This is a genomic window from Pedobacter sp. CAN_A7 (assembly GCF_015752175.1).
Taxonomy (GTDB): Bacteria; Bacteroidota; Bacteroidia; order Sphingobacteriales; family Sphingobacteriaceae; genus Pedobacter.
This window is the reverse complement of sequence record NZ_JADOUW010000002.1, coordinates 855956-875921: the sequence shown is the minus strand read 5'-3', so window position 1 is coordinate 875921 and position 19966 is coordinate 855956. Positions and strand designations below refer to the sequence as shown.

General features: G+C 41.9%; 20 protein-coding genes. 2 read left to right on the top strand and 18 right to left on the bottom strand.

What is annotated here, in order from left to right; all coding sequences use genetic code 11:
* Window positions 1–4: 4 nt before the first annotated feature.
* The 7 genes from rpsS to IWX76_RS09890 all read right to left on the bottom strand — a co-directional run bounded on the left by rpsS (window position 5) and on the right by IWX76_RS09890 (window position 4071).
* Window positions 5–271 carry a 30S ribosomal protein S19 gene (rpsS, locus tag IWX76_RS09920; protein ID WP_196859732.1) on the bottom strand — a complete coding sequence of 89 codons (267 nt, stop codon included), beginning with the start codon at window positions 269–271 and terminating at the stop codon, window positions 5–7.
* A complete protein-coding gene (rplB, locus tag IWX76_RS09915; protein WP_196859731.1) occupies window positions 271–1095 on the bottom strand; it encodes a 50S ribosomal protein L2 in 825 nt (274 codons plus the stop codon). The genes rpsS and rplB overlap by 1 nt, the downstream gene beginning before the upstream one ends.
* A gap of 23 nt (window positions 1096–1118) precedes the next feature.
* Window positions 1119–1409, bottom strand: coding sequence for a 50S ribosomal protein L23 (gene rplW / locus IWX76_RS09910; RefSeq protein WP_196859730.1), 291 nt, complete (start codon window positions 1407–1409; stop codon window positions 1119–1121).
* A gap of 1 nt (window position 1410) precedes the next feature.
* Window positions 1411–2040 carry a 50S ribosomal protein L4 gene (gene rplD, locus IWX76_RS09905; RefSeq protein ID WP_196859729.1) on the bottom strand — a complete coding sequence of 210 codons (630 nt, stop codon included), beginning with the start codon at window positions 2038–2040 and terminating at the stop codon, window positions 1411–1413.
* A 4-nt stretch (window positions 2041–2044) separates the two neighbouring features.
* Window positions 2045–2662, bottom strand: coding sequence for a 50S ribosomal protein L3 (gene rplC / locus IWX76_RS09900; RefSeq protein WP_196859728.1), 618 nt, complete (start codon window positions 2660–2662; stop codon window positions 2045–2047).
* A 183-nt stretch (window positions 2663–2845) separates the two neighbouring features.
* Window positions 2846–3238: a DUF1634 domain-containing protein gene (locus IWX76_RS09895; protein ID WP_196859727.1), complete on the bottom strand. Its 393-nt coding sequence runs from the start codon at window positions 3236–3238 to the stop codon at window positions 2846–2848.
* Complete coding sequence (locus tag IWX76_RS09890; RefSeq protein ID WP_196859726.1) at window positions 3235–4071, bottom strand: sulfite exporter TauE/SafE family protein; 837 nt, start codon at window positions 4069–4071, stop codon at window positions 3235–3237. Before IWX76_RS09890 ends, IWX76_RS09895 begins: the two co-directional genes overlap by 4 nt.
* Before the next feature lie 133 nt (window positions 4072–4204).
* On the opposite strand from IWX76_RS09890, the gene IWX76_RS09885 reads away from it, so the two are divergent.
* Window positions 4205–4816 carry a hypothetical protein gene (locus tag IWX76_RS09885; RefSeq protein ID WP_196859725.1) on the top strand — a complete coding sequence of 204 codons (612 nt, stop codon included), beginning with the start codon at window positions 4205–4207 and terminating at the stop codon, window positions 4814–4816.
* A 70-nt stretch (window positions 4817–4886) separates the two neighbouring features.
* Here the strand turns inward: IWX76_RS09885 and rpsJ are convergent, their stop codons facing one another.
* The 5 genes from rpsJ to IWX76_RS09860 all read right to left on the bottom strand — a co-directional run bounded on the left by rpsJ (window position 4887) and on the right by IWX76_RS09860 (window position 8669).
* Window positions 4887–5192, bottom strand: coding sequence for a 30S ribosomal protein S10 (gene rpsJ, locus IWX76_RS09880; protein WP_008244591.1), 306 nt, complete (start codon window positions 5190–5192; stop codon window positions 4887–4889).
* A 63-nt stretch (window positions 5193–5255) separates the two neighbouring features.
* The gene (fusA, locus tag IWX76_RS09875) at window positions 5256–7370 is read right to left on the bottom strand and encodes an elongation factor G (protein ID WP_196859724.1); all 2115 of its coding nucleotides are present in this window, start codon (window positions 7368–7370) and stop codon (window positions 5256–5258) included.
* A 17-nt stretch (window positions 7371–7387) separates the two neighbouring features.
* Entirely contained in the window at window positions 7388–7855 is a 468-nt protein-coding gene (gene rpsG / locus IWX76_RS09870; RefSeq protein ID WP_196859723.1) for a 30S ribosomal protein S7, read from the bottom strand.
* 15 nt (window positions 7856–7870) lie between these two features.
* Complete coding sequence (gene rpsL, locus IWX76_RS09865) at window positions 7871–8284, bottom strand: 30S ribosomal protein S12 (RefSeq protein WP_008244597.1); 414 nt, start codon at window positions 8282–8284, stop codon at window positions 7871–7873.
* Window positions 8285–8444: 160 nt separating this feature from the next.
* Window positions 8445–8669: a VF530 family DNA-binding protein gene (locus IWX76_RS09860; protein WP_196859722.1), complete on the bottom strand. Its 225-nt coding sequence runs from the start codon at window positions 8667–8669 to the stop codon at window positions 8445–8447.
* Window positions 8670–8705: 36 nt separating this feature from the next.
* Between IWX76_RS09860 and IWX76_RS09855 the strand changes: the two genes are divergently transcribed.
* A complete protein-coding gene (locus IWX76_RS09855; protein ID WP_196859721.1) occupies window positions 8706–9344 on the top strand; it encodes a hypothetical protein in 639 nt (212 codons plus the stop codon).
* Between the two features lie 128 nt (window positions 9345–9472).
* Here IWX76_RS09855 and IWX76_RS09850 read toward each other — a convergent pair whose 3' ends face one another.
* The 6 genes from IWX76_RS09850 to IWX76_RS09825 all read right to left on the bottom strand — a co-directional run bounded on the left by IWX76_RS09850 (window position 9473) and on the right by IWX76_RS09825 (window position 19885).
* Window positions 9473–11410 carry a family 43 glycosylhydrolase gene (locus tag IWX76_RS09850; RefSeq protein ID WP_196859720.1) on the bottom strand — a complete coding sequence of 646 codons (1938 nt, stop codon included), beginning with the start codon at window positions 11408–11410 and terminating at the stop codon, window positions 9473–9475.
* Window position 11411: 1 nt separating this feature from the next.
* Window positions 11412–12617 (bottom strand): glycoside hydrolase family 88 protein, encoded by a 1206-nt coding sequence (locus tag IWX76_RS09845; protein ID WP_196859719.1) that lies wholly within the window; start codon window positions 12615–12617, stop codon window positions 11412–11414.
* A gap of 16 nt (window positions 12618–12633) precedes the next feature.
* The gene (locus tag IWX76_RS09840) at window positions 12634–13935 is read right to left on the bottom strand and encodes a BNR repeat-containing protein (RefSeq protein ID WP_334641622.1); all 1302 of its coding nucleotides are present in this window, start codon (window positions 13933–13935) and stop codon (window positions 12634–12636) included.
* A 2-nt stretch (window positions 13936–13937) separates the two neighbouring features.
* Window positions 13938–15161, bottom strand: coding sequence for a DUF2264 domain-containing protein (locus IWX76_RS09835; RefSeq protein WP_334641621.1), 1224 nt, complete (start codon window positions 15159–15161; stop codon window positions 13938–13940).
* Between the two features lie 83 nt (window positions 15162–15244).
* Window positions 15245–16876: a RagB/SusD family nutrient uptake outer membrane protein gene (locus IWX76_RS09830; protein WP_196859718.1), complete on the bottom strand. Its 1632-nt coding sequence runs from the start codon at window positions 16874–16876 to the stop codon at window positions 15245–15247.
* A gap of 24 nt (window positions 16877–16900) precedes the next feature.
* Window positions 16901–19885: a SusC/RagA family TonB-linked outer membrane protein gene (locus IWX76_RS09825; protein WP_196859717.1), complete on the bottom strand. Its 2985-nt coding sequence runs from the start codon at window positions 19883–19885 to the stop codon at window positions 16901–16903.
* Window positions 19886–19966: the final 81 nt, after the last annotated feature.

The window sequence follows — 19966 nt, the reverse complement described above, 5'->3', positions numbered from 1 at the left end:
TTAATTATTTTTTCTTTTCAGAGTGACCCCTAAATGTTCTGGTTGGAGCAAACTCTCCCAGCTTGTGACCAACCATGTTTTCTGTTACGTATACCGGTATAAATTTATTACCGTTATGTACTGCAAATGTATGATTCACGAAATCTGGTGAAATCATCGATCTGCGTGACCAAGTTTTAATGACAGACTTTTTGCCTGAATCATTCATAGAGACTACTTTTTTCTCTACGTTATGGTCAATATAAGGTCCTTTTTTAATTGAACGAGCCATTATTTCTTCCTTTTCTCTATGATGAAACGATTTGAGTATTTTTTAAGCGTACGAGTTTTAAATCCTTTCGAATAAACACCGTTTCTTGAACGAGGCTGACCTCCTGATGAGCGACCCTCACCACCACCCATAGGGTGATCGACAGGATTCATCGCTACCGGACGAGTTCTCGGACGACGACCTAACCAACGTTTGCGGCCGGCCTTACCTAATACTTCATTTGCATGATCCGAGTTAGAAACAGCTCCAATAGTTGCTAAACAGGTAACCAAAATTAATCTGGTCTCTCCCGAAGGCATTTTCAAGGTAGCATATTTACCATCACGTGCTGCTAATTGTGCATATGCACCTGCGCTACGTGCTAACTGTGCACCACGACCTGGATGAATCTCCACGTTGTGTACAATTGATCCTAAAGGTATGTTGGATAATTTCAATGAATTTCCTACCTCTGGAGTAGCTGTTTCTCCCGAAACTACTGTTTGTCCTACTTGCAACCCTTCAGGTGCAATAATGTAGCGCTTCTCTCCGTCCACATAATGTAATAATGCGATACGTGCAGTACGGTTTGGATCGTATTCAACAGTTGCTACTGTTGCAGGGATATCAAACTTATCACGTTTAAAATCAATTAAACGGTAAGATTTTTTGTGACCACCACCCATGTAGCGCATAGTCATCTTTCCTGTATTGTTACGTCCTCCCGACTTTTTAGAAGATACAACCAATGATTTTTCGGGCTTGGTTGCTGTAATCTCCGTGAAACTGGCTCCTACTCTAAAGCGGGTACCCGGAGTGACTGGTTTAAATTTTCTTAAGCCCATAGTTATAAATAATTCAATTCTTATTAAAGATTCGCGTAATAATCAATTGTCTCACCTGCTTTAAGTGTTACAATCGCTTTTTTGTATTTCGGGCTACGTCCTGAAACTAAACCACCTTTTGTATTTCTTGATTTCAATTTACCAACTACCACCATGGTGTTAATTGCTAAAATACTCACACCATACATTTTTTCAATGGCAGCTTTGATCTGTAGCTTATTTGCTTTGTTATCTACTTTAAAAGTAAAGCGGTTAGACTTTTCTGTTAAGGCAGAAGCTTTTTCTGTTAATACTGGTTTTTTTAATAATTCCATATTATTTGGCAAACGCCTCCTCAATAGTTTTAACAGAATCTGCAGTTAACAAAATCGTACCGCAATTCAATACATCATATGTATTCAACTGATCAGCCGTAATTACTTTTGCTTTCTTTAGGTTTCTGCTAGATAAATAGATATTGTTATTTTGCGAAGGTAAAACCAACAATGTTTTTGTGTCAGTCAAATTCAATGCACTAACTAAGCTCAAATAGTTTGTTGTTTTGATCGAATCAAAAGTAAAATCTTCTAAAACCACAACATTGTTATCTTGTGCTTTGTAGCTTAACGCCGATTTACGGGCTAATGATTTTAATTTTTTATTCAATTTAAAACTATAATCACGTGGTTGAGGACCAAACACACGACCACCACCATTGAACAAAGGTGATTTAATACTACCAGCACGAGCGCCACCAGTACCTTTTTGCTTGTATAATTTGCGGGTTGAACCTGCAATTTCATTACGTTGCTTTGATTTATGCGTTCCTTGACGTTGGTTAGCTAAATACTGCTTAACATCTAAATAAATTGCATGATCAACAGGCGTAATACCGAATACCGACTCAGGAAGTTGCACTGTTGCACCTGTCTCTTTTCCTGAAATGTTTAATACTTTAACTTCCATCTGCTTACTTATCTAAGATTACGTAAGAACCTTTAGCTCCCGGTACGGAACCACTAACTACCAAAAGGTTTTGATCAGCATAAACTTTCAAAATTTGTAAATTCTGAACTTTTACTCTGTCACCGCCCATTCTACCCGCCATACGCATACCTTTAAATACACGAGCTGGATAAGAAGCAGCACCTAATGAACCTGGTGCACGACCTCTGTTGTGTTGACCGTGGGTTTGACCACCAACACCACTAAATCCGTGACGCTTAACAACACCTTGAAAACCTTTACCTTTTGATGTACCAACTACGTCAACAAAATCGCCTTCATTGAAAATACTTACCGTAATCGTGTCACCTAAGGTTAACGATTCTTCAAACGGCTCAAATTCAACTAATTTACGTTTTGGGGTCGTGTTTGCTTTCGCAAAGTGGCCTTGTAAAGGCTTGGTTGTGTTCTTTTCTTTGGCTTCACTGAAACCTAACTGAACTGAAACGTAACCGTCTTTCTCTTCGGTCTTTACCTGTGTTACTACACAAGGCCCAGCTTCGATCACCGTACATGGTATGTTTTTACCATCAGCGTCGAATATGCTGGTCATTCCTACTTTTTTTCCAATAATACCTGACATTTTCTATTTTAAATTTAACACCCATCGAAGCAGTAGGGCTTCGTTCAAGGTGGATATACTTTCCCGTTAAGGGAGGGCAAAAATAAGAAAGAAATCTTAATTTTCAAACAGTTAGCGAATTTATTTTTCAAATAAACCTAAATGTTCATTGCTAAGGCGGGAATGCCAGAGTGGCATAAATATTTAACCAACTAATTTATTACTTAAACTGAATAGGATTACACCAAGCACAAATAATCCAATAATTACATACAGATAATCCCGCTCAATCAAAAAACTAAACACCGAAAATACAACGCGTGTAATGGGTGTAAATATTAATAAAATCGTACCAAACTGAATGATCGCCTTGCCATCCATTACTTTTAAACCCACTACAATAGCCTCTAAAGTGGCATAATGTGCGTCTGGCACAAATTTACTGTAATCTACTTTAAGCTCCTGGTAACCAATTAAATATATCAAACCCCCAATTAAAACCACCGACATGGACAAGATTACACCCACGCGAAGCAAGGTGCCTAAAATGAATTGTATGTCTTGCGGAGCTGGATTATTTTCAATTATTTTCCTCATAACTTACCCGATAAGCCGTTATAAATCATCTGCAAAGCCAAGAAAACAATCACTACTGCAAATATTACTTTTAATTTATCTGTATTGGTCTTAACCAGAATTTTCGAACCAATCGTAGCACCACACAGCACGCCCAGGGTCACCGGCATTGCAATGCCAGGATCAATTTGCCCCCTGTGCAGGTAAACCACCGCACTGGCCGCCGCAGTTACCCCCATCATGAAGTTACTTGTCGTGGTTGATACTTTAAAAGGTAAACGCATAATGTTATCCATCGCCAAAACCTTTAAGGCCCCTGACCCTATTCCAAGCAAACCCGAAATGATGCCTGCAAAAAACATCATTACAAAACCACCCACTATATTATGTACGGCATAGTATTTAACACCTTCGGCTGTCGGATAACTTCCATTCAACTTAAAAAAAACAGCCAGTTTACCGCTGGTATCGTCATCAGAGCGATCTACTTTTTTCTTCACCATCATTGCAGCAGAAAATAGCAAGATCAATCCAAAAACTACGGCAATATAACTTGGGTTAATAAATATGGTAACCACCGCACCAAAAATGGCACTCACCGTGGTGGCAATCTCCAAGAACATACCAATGCGAATATTAGTAATTCCTTCTTTAACATAAGCAGCCGCTGAGCCCGAGGAGGTGGCAATGACCGATACTATGGAAGCACCAATGGCATAATGGATGTCAACGCCTAAAACCAGCGTCAGTAGGGGTATAATAATCACCCCGCCACCCAAACCAGTTAAGGACCCCACGAGCCCTGCCAGAAATGCGCCAGCCAAAACAATTACTGTGAATAAGAGTACAGACATTGGTACAAATATACCATCTGCGAGCAGAACACAATAAAATTAAGTTTTTAATGTTAAATTAACAGCATTACAACACATGGTGGAACCTTCAAGCCTGATCGCTCCACCACCGTTAAAAACAAATTTTATGTCAATGAAAAAACTTGTACTCCAAACGATGGCACTGTTGTGCTTCGCCTTAATGGCTAACACCAGTATGGCCCAGGACACCGCGAAAGCAGACCCCTCCCTAAAAGGACAGTACCAGCTGATGCTGAGTAAATCCAGAACACTCGACGGCTATAAGCTGGTCAATCCAACCCGCCTGGCAAGTTTTTGGAAAAATGTACGCGACACCATTACCACCGAGCGTAAAGACTTAATCGCTGCCAAATCAAAAATAACAGCACAACAAAAAAGCATTACAGACCTGCAAGCACAAATTCAAGGTAAGGATACCGCCCTTAGTTCGTCTAATGCAAGGTTAGATGAGATCACTTTTTTAGGCATGGCCTTTTCCAAAGGTACCTATAATACTATCGTGTGGACTTTGATCATCATATTGGCATTAGCCCTGGCCATCCTTATTTTCCGGGCAATCAAATTAGCGCACGAAGCAAAATATCGCTCAGACCTATACAATGAAATTGCCGGCGAATACCAAAACTATAAGGTAAAGTCTAACGATAAAGAAAAGAAACTGGCCCGCGAACTGCAGGACGAACGCAATAAGTTCGAAGAGTTTAGAAGCACTGGGCGTAAATAACCAAACCGCCTAACATAAAAAAGGGCCTTTGCAAATGCAAAGGCCCTTTTTTATAACGTACGTAAAATCATTAAACTTTGATTTCTACTTCAACACCGCTAGGTAATTCAAGTTTCATCAAAGCATCAACTGTTTTAGAGTTAGAGCTATAAATATCTAACAAACGTTTGTATGCACACAATTGAAATTGCTCTCTTGCTTTTTTGTTCACGTGTGGTGAACGCAAAACAGTAAAGATTTTCTTTTCTGTTGGCAAAGGGATTGGTCCGCTTACCACTGCACCCGTAGGTTTAACAGTTTTTACAATTTTCTCAGCAGATTTATCTACCAAGTTATAATCGTAAGATTTTAATTTGATTCTGATTCTTTGGCTCATGATAGTTGTTTTAAAGCTGCCTGTTAGAGCTATTAATAACAGGCAGCTGATTTATTTTATTAGTTAATCTCCCGATTTAACTTTTCCTTTTGATTTTGCAATCACTTCTTCCTGAACATTCTTTGGAGCTGGATCATAGTGATCAAATTCCATAGTAGATGTTGCACGGCCAGAAGTAATGGTACGTAACTGCGTTACATAACCAAACATCTCTGAAAGTGGTACTAATGCTTTAATAACTTGTGAACCATTACGTGTGTCCATACCTTGCAGTTGGCCACGACGACGGTTTAAGTCACCCATAACATCACCCATGTTTTCTTCCGGTGTAAGCACTTCAATTTTCATGATTGGCTCCATTAATACCGGTTTACATTTTGGCAATGCTTCACGGAAAGCAGAACGTGCTGCAATTTCGAATGATAAAGCATCTGAATCGACTGCGTGAAATGATCCGTCAATTAAACGAACTTTCATATCAGGAAGCGGGAATCCAGCAACAACACCATTTGACATCGCAGAAGCAAAACCTTTCTCTACTGAAGGGATAAATTCACGAGGAATTGAACCACCAACAATTTCGTTTACGAATTGCAATCCACCTTTTTCGAAATCTGCATCAATTGGTGAAATGATCACCTGAATATCAGCAAATTTACCACGACCACCTGTTTGTTTTTTGTAAGTTTCACGGTGTTGAGTTGATCCAGTGATCGCCTCTTTATAAGCAACCTGAGGAGCACCCTGGTTAACTTCCACTTTAAACTCACGTCTCAAACGGTCAATCAAGATATCTAAGTGAAGCTCACCCATACCAGAAATTACAGTTTGACCAGTTTCCTGATCAGATTGTACCCTGAACGTAGGATCTTCTTCAGCTAATTTAGCTAAGCCCATTCCTAATTTATCAACGTCAGCCTGAGTTTTAGGCTCAATCGCTAAACCAATAACTGGCTCAGGGAAGTTCATAGATTCAAGAACGATTGGGTTTTTCTCATCACAAAGTGTATCACCTGTTTTGATGTCTTTGAAACCTACTACCGCAGCAATATCACCAGCACCTACATTAGGAATTGGGTTTTGCTTGTTAGCATGCATTTGGAAAATACGTGAAATACGTTCCTTGTTTTCAGAACGCGCATTGTAAACGTATGAACCTGCTTCTAGGTTACCTGAATAAACACGGATAAAGCACAAACGACCTACGAAAGGATCTGTTGCAATTTTAAAAGCTAAAGCTGCAAAAGGCTCTTTTTCACTTGGTTGACGTGTTATTTCTTCACCTGTATCTGGGTTAGTACCTGTAATACCTTCTACATCCATAGGCGATGGCAATAATTCCATCACATAATCAAGCATGGTTTGAACACCTTTGTTTTTGAAAGATGAACCACAAACCATAGGTACAATTTTAGCATCTAATACAGCTTTACGTAAAGCGTCTAAAACTTCACGTTCAGTGATTGTTTCTGGTGCATCGAAGAATTTCTCCATCAATGACTCATCGTAATCAGCCACAGATTCAAGTAATTTCTCTCTCCATTCAGCAACCTCATCAATCATATCTTCTGGAATTGGAACTTCAGTAAAGGTCATCCCTTTATCATGCTCATTCCAAACGATACCACGGTTGTTAATTAAATCAACAACACCTTTGAATCCGTCTTCAGCACCGATTGGCAATTGCAATGGAACGGCATTACTACCCAACATGCTTTTTACCTGTCCAACAACTTTTAAGAAGTCAGCACCTGAACGGTCCATTTTGTTAACGAATCCAATACGTGGAACATTGTAGTTATTTGCTAAACGCCAGTTGGTTTCAGATTGAGGCTCAACACCATCAACTGCTGAAAACAAAAATACTAATCCATCCAATACACGTAATGAACGATTTACCTCTACGGTAAAATCAACGTGTCCTGGTGTATCAATAACGTTTACATGATATTTCTGACCTCTGTAATTCCAGTCTACTGTAGTAGCAGCCGAAGTAATGGTAATACCACGCTCCTGCTCTTGTGCCATCCAGTCCATGGTTGCTGCACCTTCGTGCACTTCACCAATTTTGTGACTAACACCAGCATAATATAGAATACGCTCCGTTGTTGTGGTTTTACCCGCATCAATGTGAGCCGCAATACCTATGTTTCTTGTGTATTTTAAATCTCTTGACATTATATTATGATTCTATTTTAGAAACGGAAATGCGAGAAGGCTTTATTAGCCTCAGCCATTTTATGTGTATCTTCTTTTTTCTTAACCGCTGCACCTTCACCTTTAGCTGCTGAAACAATTTCACCTGCTAATTTTTCTTTCATGGTTTTTTCACCACGTCTGCGAGCGTAAGAAATTAACCATTTCATGCCTAAAGCAATTTTACGGTCTGGTCTTACTTCTGTTGGCACCTGGAAGTTTGCACCACCTACACGACGAGATTTAACCTCTACTGCAGGCATAACGTTAGTTAATGCACGTTTCCATATTTCTAATCCATTTTCACCTACTTTTTTCTCTGCTAATTCAACTGCATCGTAAAAAATAGAATAAGCAATAGATTTTTTTCCGTCAAACATCATGTTGTTTACAAAACGGGTCACCTGAACATCGTTAAATTTTGGATCAGGAAGGATAATTCTCTTTTTTGGTTTCGACTTTCTCATTTTTGTTCCTCCTAATTATTTCTTTTTACCTTTTGTTGGTGCCGCTGCTACTTGTCCTGGTTTAGGACGTTTAGTACCATATTTTGAACGACGTTGGTTACGACCTGCTACGCCTGAAGTATCTAATGCTCCACGGATGATGTGGTAACGTACTCCCGGTAAATCTTTAACACGACCACCACGAATCAATACAATCGAGTGCTCTTGTAAATTGTGACCTTCACCAGGGATATAGGCATTCACCTCTTTTCCATTGGTTAAACGTACACGAGCAACTTTACGCATTGCTGAGTTTGGTTTTTTAGGGGTAGTGGTATATACACGTGTACATACACCTCTTCGCTGTGGACAACTGTCCAACGCCGGAGACTTACTCTTGAACTCCAGTGCTACTCTACCTTTTCTAACTAATTGTTGAATGGTTGGCATTGTTTTTTGTTTTTCTATTAATGTTTAAAAACTTTACCCCTATTAAAGGGACTGCAAAGGTAGGAGAATACATTGTATAAATCAAGCACTTAACAATAAAATGTTGTTGCACGCCAGTATCCCTTTGCCTTGATGGCATTTATACCCCTGATTAAGGGTTTTAATGGAAGGTATCTAAATATAACTTTTCTACTTTTTTACGCGCCCAGTCGGTTTTACGTAAAAATTTTAAGCTGGAATTCATCGTCGGGTTGTTATTAAAACAATCAATACGCACCAATTTCCCCATTTCTTCCCAGCCATAATGCCACACCAATTGTTTAACTATAAACTCCAGTGTTTTCCCGTGCAAGGGGTTGTTCAGCTGTTCCGCGGCCTTTTCCATAGTGTAAAATTAGAAAGATATCGTTAAATTTGAGCTATGCAAGTAAAATTAGGCGATTTTGTTCGTTTCGTAGACGAAAATATAGAAGGTTATGTTACCCGCATCATTGATAAAGATATGATTGGCGTAACCGATACCAACGACTTCGAAATTCCTGTCATGGCCACTAAGGTTACCCTAGTGCATGGCGATATGCCCGAAGCCAGCGAAATGGTGCACAACCGCAGCCAGGCCATAGTGCCTGCTGCCGAATTTATTACCGAAGGGGTTTACCTTGGCCTGGTTAGCGACCAGCATAGCCAGGTGATTGCTCATTTCCACCTGGTCAACGATACTTCTTACCAGTTTCTGGTGAGTTTAACCACCGAAAAGGGTGATCGTTTTAAAGGTGAATTTGCCGGTATCGTGCCTCCACATTCAGCCGTTAAAATATGGTCCGCCAATATGGGCGATATCCAGTTATGGCCAAAGTTTATCCTGGAAGCTTTATATTTCACACCAGGTAATGTAGCACCAAAGGATCCACTTGTTTATAAAGAACAGCTAAAAGGTAAAGACCTCTCCGTAGCAAAAACTGATATTGCTTTATTAAAGCAAAAGGGCTGGTTAATCCGTCTGGATACACCTGCACCTGTATTGGATGCTCAAAAATTAAAAGAGAGCTTTTTTAAGTAAAAATAACTTAGCATTCGGGCATATCCTACCGCAGCAGTGGTTGCTATTTGCTCGAATGTAAGTTGTATAGGGTTGAGCTTCCCTGAAAAGAATGAGTCACAAGCCGTAGTCAACCCATAGGCGGTCGGTTATTTAATCCCTTCCAGCGTCGGCGTTACTTTCGTAATTTGTCCGTCTGCACCAAAATCCAATTTATCAATACATACTTCTCTGTGGTAACCCGCTGCGCTTCCCATTTTTATGCCATGAGGCACGGTAAAGCGGTGGTATACGATATACCATTCGTCGGTACCCGGCACCTGAATCACACTGTTATGTCCAGTTCCATAAATGCCTTTTTCCGGGTCCTTGCTTAAAATTAAGTTGTTATCCGCTACCCTGATCTTTCCTAAAGGCGAATCCGAAGTACCATACCTTACGCGGTAATCTTCGCTCCGCGTATCGTTTTCAGACCATAAAAAGTAATACTTACCCTTGCGGTAAAAAACCTCTGCGCCTTCTCTGAAGGTCTTATCGGGGGTAATAATCTTTAATGTCGACTGGTCAATCGAAATCATGTCGGGCTTTAACAAAGCCGCTGCCAGGTATCCGTTACCCCAATACAGGTAACTCTTCCCCGAAACCGGGTCAGTAAACACATCAGGGTCTATTTCCTGTCCGCCTTTAATACCCCTTGGTTTCTCTGCAATCAGCGGTTTACCGCTATCTACAAAAGGCCCTGTCGGATGTTCAGCTACGGCCACCCCTATTTTCTGTGCCGCCGTATAGTAGTAATAATACTTGTATTTTCCTTTCACCTTCTTTTCGGTGATGGTAGGTGCCCAAGCATTTCTATTTGCCCAGCTTACTTGCTCCGGTAAATTTAGGATCAGCCCCTCATCTTTCCAATTCTTTAAATCTGGTGAGGAAAAGGTTTTAAAATAGGTGCCGGCCCAGCCTGTAAAACCATCACTGGTAGGGTACAAATAATACAAACCTGTTTTCTTGGCATAAATAATCTCCGGATCTGCATAAAAACCATTCAGCACCGGATTGTGCTCACTGGCTTTCGCCAGGGGCTGAACCGGCGTTTTAAAACTGCCCAAGGTATCCCAGTATTTGGTTAAGCGTGTTGCTTCATCCTTACTCACCACCATCACTGTCCCGTGACGAGGCTGAAAATCCATGTTTACCTTTTGATCAATGACCTTGAAATTCTCCAGGTCGTCGCTTTCCGTAAACTGGTAACGTCCCTTGGTATACACATCATACATTAAAATGTATTTGCCATTGTGGTGTTTAAAAATTCCGGCACCCTCTACCGGGTCGGTGGTTTGCTGCAAGTATTTGTCCTGCGCCACATATCCTGAAGTCAGTTTTGAGGATACGGCTTTCTTGATGCCCTTGCCCGAACCTTCGGTTTTGTAAAAAAGGTGGTACTTTCCATCCTTGAAAATAATGTCGCCGTCAATGCAAGCTTGTTTATCCGGACTAAAAAACAACTGTTTGGGTTCTGTTTCTAGTCCGCTAAAATCTTTATTAGCATAGGCGTAATAGATAATGTCTGCGCCTTCACCAAAACGCATGGACCAGTACAACATGTACTTTTTTACCTTTGGGTCGTAAATGGTTTGTGGTGCCCATACGCGGTTGGCGTCTTTAAATTTCGCGAAGGTCTTAGGCACATTTACCTGGTGAGCTTCCCAGTTAATCAAGTCTGTCGACTTCATCATCACCAAACCATGGTTTGGACCCCAGCCATATTTGGCTACCTGCATATCAGTGGCTACCATATAAACGGTTTTACCATCCTCACCACGCAAAATATGCGGGTCGCGCACGCCACCAGTCACACTAATGGCCGCTGTATTTAACACCGGTTCATTGTTGTTTAATGCCTTATACGAATAACCGTCATCACTCAGTGCAAAACGAATGGCTTCCCTGGCAGGTCCGTTACCTGTAAAATAGGCGAACAGGTAAGCAGGTTTATCGGCAGTTTGCGCATTAGCGCTTAATGGAGAAAGCACAGAACTAAACAGCCCGGCAACTAAAAGAATGGAGTACCTCATTGAAATTTTCTTCATCTTACTTTTTCTTTGCGTTAAAAGCTTCATATCTTTTCATTGCCTCTACATAATAATAGTCTGCGTAAGTAAGCGGCTGATCTACTTCCGTATTTTCTGGAATGTGGCCTACGCTATGTTGTAAAATAAAACCTGCATTGGTGCCTGGAAGGGATTGGTATGGGGCTGCCGACAAGCTTTTCAGCATTTGCTCCGCATTGTTGAAGTAAAATTGACCGGTTTTGCGATCTGTATATTTTGCAAGTTCAAATAACCCTGACGACATGATGGCCGCAGCAGACACATCACGTAAGGCATCTGGAATATTTGGGGCATTAAAATCCCAATAAGCCACTTTATCTTTAGGCATGTTCGGGTGTTTCAACACAAACGATGCAATTTCATTCGCCATGTCTAAATAAACCTTCTCTTTTGTTTCCCGGTACATCACGATATAACCATACAGACCCCATGCTTGTCCGCGTGCCCATGCCGATTCATCAGCATAACCCTGTGCAGTATGTTTCTTTTGCACAGCACCAGTTTTCGGGTTATAGTTAACTACATGGTAAGAGCTATGATCCGGGCGGAAGTGATTTTTCATCGTCGTATTGGCGTGCGTTACGGCAATCTTGTAATAACTCGAGTCTCCGGTTTCACGGGTAGCCCAGAATAAAAGTTCCAGGTTCATCATGTTATCAATAATCACCAGGAAGTCGCCTTCCTTACTATCCCAAGATTTGATACAGCCTATTTTCGGATCAAACCTCGAAGCTAAAGACTTGGCACTGTTCAACAGAATCTTTTTATATTCAGGTTTTGGATCTGCCGCTAAGGCATTGCCGAAACTGCAAAACATCATAAAACCCAAATCGTGGGTCGTGGTGTTAAACTGTTCTTTTTCCAGGTGTCCCAACATGCGATTCGCTTCGGTTAACAAGGCCTGGTCATTAGTTTTTTCATGAAGGTATAACAGGGTACCCGGGTAGAAACCACTGCACCACCACCCCGAACCACTGGTTTCCAGTTTTCGAGTTTTGTTGCTAAAGGTTTTCGGAAAACGATCGCCTTCCAGCTCCTTCATCATGATCTTATATTGATCTGCTGCTTTTACATAATTAGTTTTAATCGTTTTTAACAACGAGGCACTGGTTTTAAATTCCTGTGCCTGACCCGATAAACTAAAAAACAGCAGCCCCATTGCCGCTAACCATTTGATTTTCTTCATAACTTTGCTTTTACGACTAATTAAATTGATAAGATAATACTTGTACTGGCGTTGGCCCCACTTCTGCCTTACCTTCTCCATCAACCTGTACTACCTTTTGTATATAGAGATTCAAGATCCCTTTATTTTTCCATAATTCCGTATCATAACTTGGTTCCCAGGAGCCCACACTTTCTGTGGTCAGGTCTCTCACTTCCCATTTCGCCTGTTTCAGGTCGGTATTAATGGCTACAGAAACCTTTTCGCCTCGCTCCTGGTCCCTGAAAATTAACGCCATGGCTAATTTCCCTTTTTTCTCCCAGGCCAGAATTTGAGGCCTGCTTACCGGGATGCTCTTGGTGCCTACACCACTCAAACTAAATGGCGTTTTACGGAAACCCAGGTTGGCGGTTTGCCAACTCGTGCCATCATGGTAAATAACCTGGTACTGTGGTACGGTTTCTCCCGGCTCGCGCCAGTAAGTAGCAATAAAAGGTCTGCCCTGCGCATCCGCAAACATCGACGTCTGATTAATCAGCTCACTTTGTTGTGGTATTTTTCGAACACATTCTGCTGTAGCCAGCGTTATGGGCAAGGCATATTTCTCACCGGTAGATTTTTCCCAGGTTTGGCCGCCATCCTTCGATCGGGCATAAGCCATATCATGGTTGCTGGCCACATCGGCACTTTCACGCCAAACCCAGCTCAGGTGTATCGTTCCACGTGCATCAACTGCCATCTGCCAGTAGGCATTTCTCTTACCTTCACCGCTGATTAATCCATCTTGTACCTGTTTCCAGGTTTTAGTCTTTACGTCGTAATGGTTCATCATCAGGTTCCCATTTCCAGAGGCACCATCGCGGTAAAGGAACAGCAGGTTGCCATCGGCCAGGGTATAAAATTCCGGATAAGTTACGTTGGTTTCTTTTAAGCCGGTCATGCTGATTTTTGGTCCCAAATCCAGACTTCCAGGTTTCAGAGATTTAGCATAGGTTAAAGCGTTACCATGGTGATCCCAGGATAGGTGCAGGTAACCATCGCCATCAACAATCAGGCTGATGGAGCGGTGTGCATCTTCGGCATGCCCATAGTAAGGTGTTTTTTTAACGGTCCAGCGTTGCTGACCAAGTTTACGGGTACCTAATACGACTTGTTTTTGTTGATCATAGTAGGCAATATATTGTTTACCAGCCCAGCTGGCAATGGAATTCTTTCTAAAAATAACCGCATTAACCGAATTGCCCGCCCAACCTTCGCCAACGGTGGTCAGCTGACTATAAGAGGGCATAGCATAGCCAATAAGCAATAAAAGCCAGATGCGGCACAAAAAATACTTCATGTTTAATTATCTATACTGTGATCAATTGGTATGGCTTGCCCGTTCCAGATTTTACGTTGTGTCCAGTCTTCATCAGCGCCGGTCCACAATTCATCTGTTGGTTTAAGTCCTAAAATAAGAAATCCCTGGCTACATAGGTAAAGACTGCCTGTAGAAATGTAGGATTCTCCAATACTTGGCTGGTGGCCATAAAAGCCGATTTGCAACCAACCTTTTTTATCAAAAGTACCTGGTGCTTCCAGCTGTTTTTTAATCATGGTATACAGTGCCGCACGCACTTGCTGGGGTTTAACCTCCGCAGGTAATTTCTTTAATAAGGCCATTTGCGACAAGGACTGAAATGCCCCGAATCGATAAGCCAGTGAACGTCCGATGGGCGGATAGGTGCCTTCGGGAGAGATCAATCGCTCTTGTACCCCCGCATACCTGGTGGCACGTTTTAAGACCTCAGCATACAGTTTTTTCTCGTTACCTGTGGTCTCTAAAATCTCAATCAGCATCGGTTGTATCACGAAGCTGTTATAATAGTCCCAATGGAAATTTTCGCCATCACCATAAGCGCCGTCCCCTTTGTACCATTGCATATGCTGTTTTACGGCATAGTCAATGCGCATTTGATCGGCAGCACCGTCAAACTTCAATAAAGCCGCCTCCACCATGGCACTAAACAGCAACCAGTTGCTGGTGTACGGCCTGATGACCCGTGACGACTTCAGTTCGCGGATGATATTGGTTTTGGTTTGCTGGTCCAATGGTTCCCACAGTTGTGTAGGCGCGCGCAAAAGGGCTTGTGCTAAAAAGGCAGCGTCAACCAGTGGCTGACCGCCTTTATTAAAATTCATATAATCTGCCGCCTGTGGGTTGGTGGCATTGTGTAAACCTTTTAAAGCCAATCGGCTATACTTTTGTCGCAATTTACCTTCAGGCGTCTCGTCGGCACCCAGTTCCAGCCAGGGCGCCATGCCCGACAGCAACCGACCGAAAGCTTCCAGGTAAGTCACTTGTTTCCTTCCTTCCAATGCCCCTGCTACACATTCAACGGGCATGGTTTTTTTTAATTCATTTTTACTTAACGCTACCAGAACCGGGTCTGCGATTTTAACCAACGCATTAACCAGATAGGCCCTTTCTGCTTGTGCCACTTGTTGATGGTCCGAACCAAGGGTTTGGGCTTGTGCAAAACAGGGAACCCCTATCATCAAAAATATAAAAGTTATAAATTTCATTAATCGTCGTTTAATCTATTGCATGTTAAACATTATTCTGTTCATACCAGGTGCTGGTAGCGTATCGGTGTCGTTACATCTAATTAATAACCAGGATTTTGTTCTAAAACAGCATCTTTATTCAATTGAATTTCACGCAAGGGAATAGGTAATAACAAGTTTTTCGCCGTTAATCCAACCGTTGGTTTTTGCTGATCTGTAGGGTTTAACCTTAAAGCACGCTCCACTAAAGTTCCGGTACGCATCAAGGTGGTTCTTCTGTTCTCTTCGCCAATGAGCTCTCTTGTACGCTCATCAAGGATCAGGTTGAGGGTCACCTCGCCTGCAGTAATCTGTCCACTTGCCGGGTAATCAGCAAAAGCACGTTTACGCAATACATTTAAGGTATTTGCAGCTTCCTGTAATTTCCCTTGTTTAAATTGCGCCTCTGCTAACAGCAGGTAAGTCTCGCCTAAACGCATCAGGGTGAAATCTTTGATCATCGCATAACCGAAAGTATCATTTGGATCGAATTGATACCATTTGGTAATGTGTGGTGCGATGTTGAACAAGGTATCCGGACCAGCATAAGGGACGATCTTGCCGAATGTTACTGGTTTGGTAGGATCGTTATAATAGAACCTTCTTTTTAAGTTATGCTTAGAGTTACGTACGTCGTCGCCTTTGTACAAGCCATAAATTACCCAGTTGCTTAAGCGCAAACGACCTAAAGCACGCCCGCCTAAGGAATCAGCCAAGGCCATACCGTTAACATTGTGGTAAGCAGCACCCCAAACCCTTCTTTGTTGTGGATCACCTGTTCTACCTCCTATAACTATAGCTGGGTCTTCCTGTTCTAAAATCCAGATGGCTTCTGTATTCCCCTGTGATCTTCTGATGTTTCCTTGCTTGAACATGTCTGAATAATGATCGCCCGGTAAGGATGCTTTCACGCCATAACGTTTAGTGATCAGGCTGAATTTACCACTGTTGATAATGGCTTGTGCCTGCTGCTCAGCAAGTTCAGGCTTCCCAATCCGTAAATAAACTTCGGCTAACAATTGCATGGCCATCGCTTTGTTCGCACGACCATGCATTTGTCCTTTTGAGTTGCTTTTCACCTGATCAATTTCTGGTAAACCAGCAATTGAAGTCAATAAATCGGCAACAATTAAATTGTTGACATCTGTTATTGGAGCACGTACAAAATCAGTTTTCGGACCAGTTAAAGCATGTTCTACCAAAGGAACTCCGCCATATAAAGTAGCCAAAGTATTGTAAGCCCAGGCACGGAAAAATCTTGCTTCGGCATCTACACTTGCTTTACCTTTAGGGCTCAAAGCTGTCATTGCAGGATCTGCAACGCCGTCCATGATAATGTTAGTCAGGTTAATTAATACGTAGTTACTGCGCCACGTGATCTCAGACCCCTCATCTGTAGGTGTTAACAGGTTGTAATTATAATAAGGAATCTCAACCCCCTGCTGGTTATTGGTGGCATTGGCCACATCTGTTCCTACTTGCCATACGCTCAGCATCCCCTGCCGGCTGCTGTTGGAATAAATGGTAGACACATGGTTATATAAACCCACCAGAGATGCTTCGAAGCCCAAAGAATCACTAAGGGTAACCGGAGTATAGGACGAAGGTGGTTTTTCGTCAAGGTAACTTTTTTTACAGGCCACTGAAAGCAGAACCACTGCTAAAGTGATATATATGCTGATGTACTTTTTCATTTTTCTGATGTTTAATATTGATAATTAACGTAGCGTGACATTGACGCCAAAAACAAAGGTGCGCGTTACAGGGTAGTTATCTACCCAATCCCCTGATCCCCTTGGCGCGTAATTGCCTTCAGGATCCCATCCAATCCAGTTGGTAAACGTGTGCAGGTTACGGCCACTTCCATAGATGGTTAAACTGCCTAAACGAAGTTTCTCTAATGTTTTCGCGCCGAACACATAACTTAAGGTCACATCTTTAATCCTGGTATAACCGGCATCCGAGGCATATCCATAACCTCTGGTATTGTTGTAAGATAAGGCCGGACGGCTGTTATTACCGTTTGTTGGGGTCCAGTAACCTACTTCAGCTGGTGTATTTCTTTTACCAGTTTCATCACCATAATTTAAATCATTGTTATTTCTGGTCATGCCTTGTGCCGTTTGAATAAAAATATTCAGGTGCAGGTTTTTGTAATGGAAAGTATTGGTTAGACCACCTGTCCATTTAGGTGCTTGTTGCCCAAGAACTTCACGATCATCAGCAGTGATTACGCCATCATCATTTAAGTCTGCAAATTTCAAATCTCCTGGCTTTGCACCCGGATCTTGTTTTGATGGGTCTTCACCAGTTTGCCATACACCTTGCAAACGGTAATCATAAATTACACTAATCGGCTGACCAATAAACCAACGGTTTCCAAGGTCACTTTTCTTGTCGCCATATAAGTCAATTAATTTATTTCTATTGGTCGCGAAGTTGAAGGTGCTTTCCCATTTAAATTCGCCCTTATCCAGGTTTTTTGTGGTTAAATTTATCTCTATACCCTTGTTATCTACTTCTCCAAGGTTGTCAAAAACGTTATTATATCCGGTGATAATTGGTAAACTTCTCAACAATAGAATGTCGGTGGTCTTCGTTTTATAGGCATCTACCGATCCCGAAACACGGTTATTAAACAAACTGAAATCAACACCTAAATTGGTAGAAAGCGTTGTTTCCCACAAAAGGTTTACGTTACCTAAATTACTGGCTACCGCACCAATGGTACTTACCCCATTGAAAGGCTGACGAACGATACCGTTGGTGGTAATGGTACGGTAAACGGATATGGCTTCGTTACCCGACTTACCATGTGACAGCCTCAATTTAAGGTTATTCACAAATTTCACGTCTTCCATAAAAGCCTCATTGCTCACGTTCCAGCCAATGGCGGCTGAAGGGAAAACACCATATTTAGTCGTGTTCGACCCAAAAACAGAGGAGCCATCACGTCTCGCAGTTAAGGTAAACAAATAACGGCTGTCGTAGGAGTAGTTGATCCTTCCCATCTGTGATACCAAAGCATAACGGTCTGCATAAGAAGCACTGGATTGTGCGGCACCGGCACCTAAGTTATTAAAGGACAATTCGTCGTTTACAAAACCTACGGCACGCGCTGTAGTTTCAATATACTTACGTTGCTGGTTGCTGTATAGGCCCGTGAAATCGATATGGTGTTTTCCAAAATCTTTGTTATAGGTTAACAGGTTCTCTACGGTATAACTATTCGTTTCCGCGTTAAAGTTCTCTGCTGTTCCTAGGAAGTCATTTGCCAGACGGCCCACATAACTGGCCCTTCTTGCAGGCAAGTAAGTATAACCCGCATTTAGACGATACTTTAAGCCCTCTAAAACACCTGAAAACTTTACTTCCGCAAATGCATTCCCATTTAAATTTGTACTGCGGTTAATGCGGTCGGTCAATAAACCAAGCATCGGATTAGTGAACAATTGTTCAGGTTGCATGGGATGAATTTTATAAGTTCCATTCGGATTGAACATTTCACCGTATGGACTCATTGCACCGGCAAACAGAAAATTCACACGACCGCCATCTGTGTTATTGTTGGTCACAAACAAGGATGTACCTATGGTTAAAAAATCAGTCACATCAACATCCAGGTTAGACCTGATCGTAGTTCTCTTGAAATTATAACCTTTTACTACCCCTTTTTGATCCAGGTAATCGCCAGATATAAAGTACTTTACATCCTCTGTGCCGCCGGAAATGCTCACATTATGATCCTGCATCACGCCGGTTTGTGTGGCTTCATCGATCCAGTCGGTAGTAATACCCGCATTGTAATTAGCCAACTCACCAAAGTTAGGTACAGGGTTTATCTGTGTTTGGCCAGTTTGAGCACTCCAGTCCGCATATTTCTGAACGTATTCTGCTCCATTTCTTGGCTTTAAGATGTGGGCCATGTTCTCTACCCCTGCATAGGCGTTGTAACGAATTACTGGTTTTCCGGTTGTTCCTCTTTTAGTAGTAATCAAAATAACCCCATTAGAACCATTGGTACCATAAATGGCTACGGCAGAAGCATCTTTTAAGATCTCTACAGAGGCAATATCATTTGGGTTAATGTCATTAAGTGATCCACCTGTCTTGCTCAATGGAATACCATCAACAACAACGTAAGGCCCTGTAGTGGCATTAATTGAATTTTGTCCCCTTACCAAAGCGGAAGGCTGTGCACCAGGAACAGAAGAAGTCTGCGAAACATTCACCCCTGCTGCTGCACCTTGTATGGCTTGCAACACGTTGGTTACCGGCAATTGTGACAACCTTGATTTAGGAATAGAGGTTACTGCACCGGTAATATCCGATTTCTTTTGCGTTCCGTAACCTACTACAACTACTTCATTCAGGTTCTTATCTGCCTCATTCTCCGACAACTTAATGTCTAGCGTTTGCGTGCTCGAAGTAACCGGTACAGCTTGTTGGGTGTATCCGATGTAAGAAATTTGAAGGGTTGCAGGTGCACTTAACGAAATGATAAAGGCACCGTTGTTATCGGTCACCGTTCCCTGACTGGTTCCAGCTACTTTGATGTTGGCTCCTGGAATGCCGGCCCCTGTTTGATCACTTACTTTTCCTTTAACGGAATAAGTTCCCTGCGCATAAACGGTGTTAAAGCCGGCTGCCAGGATCTGTATAAAAAGTAGAATACAGATGAGTTTAGTAAAATTTACATTCATACGTGTGGTGTTATTTGGTTAGCGTGATGAGTTGTACGATTAGAAATGTCAACTTAACGTTTCTAGGAGTACAGTTTACGA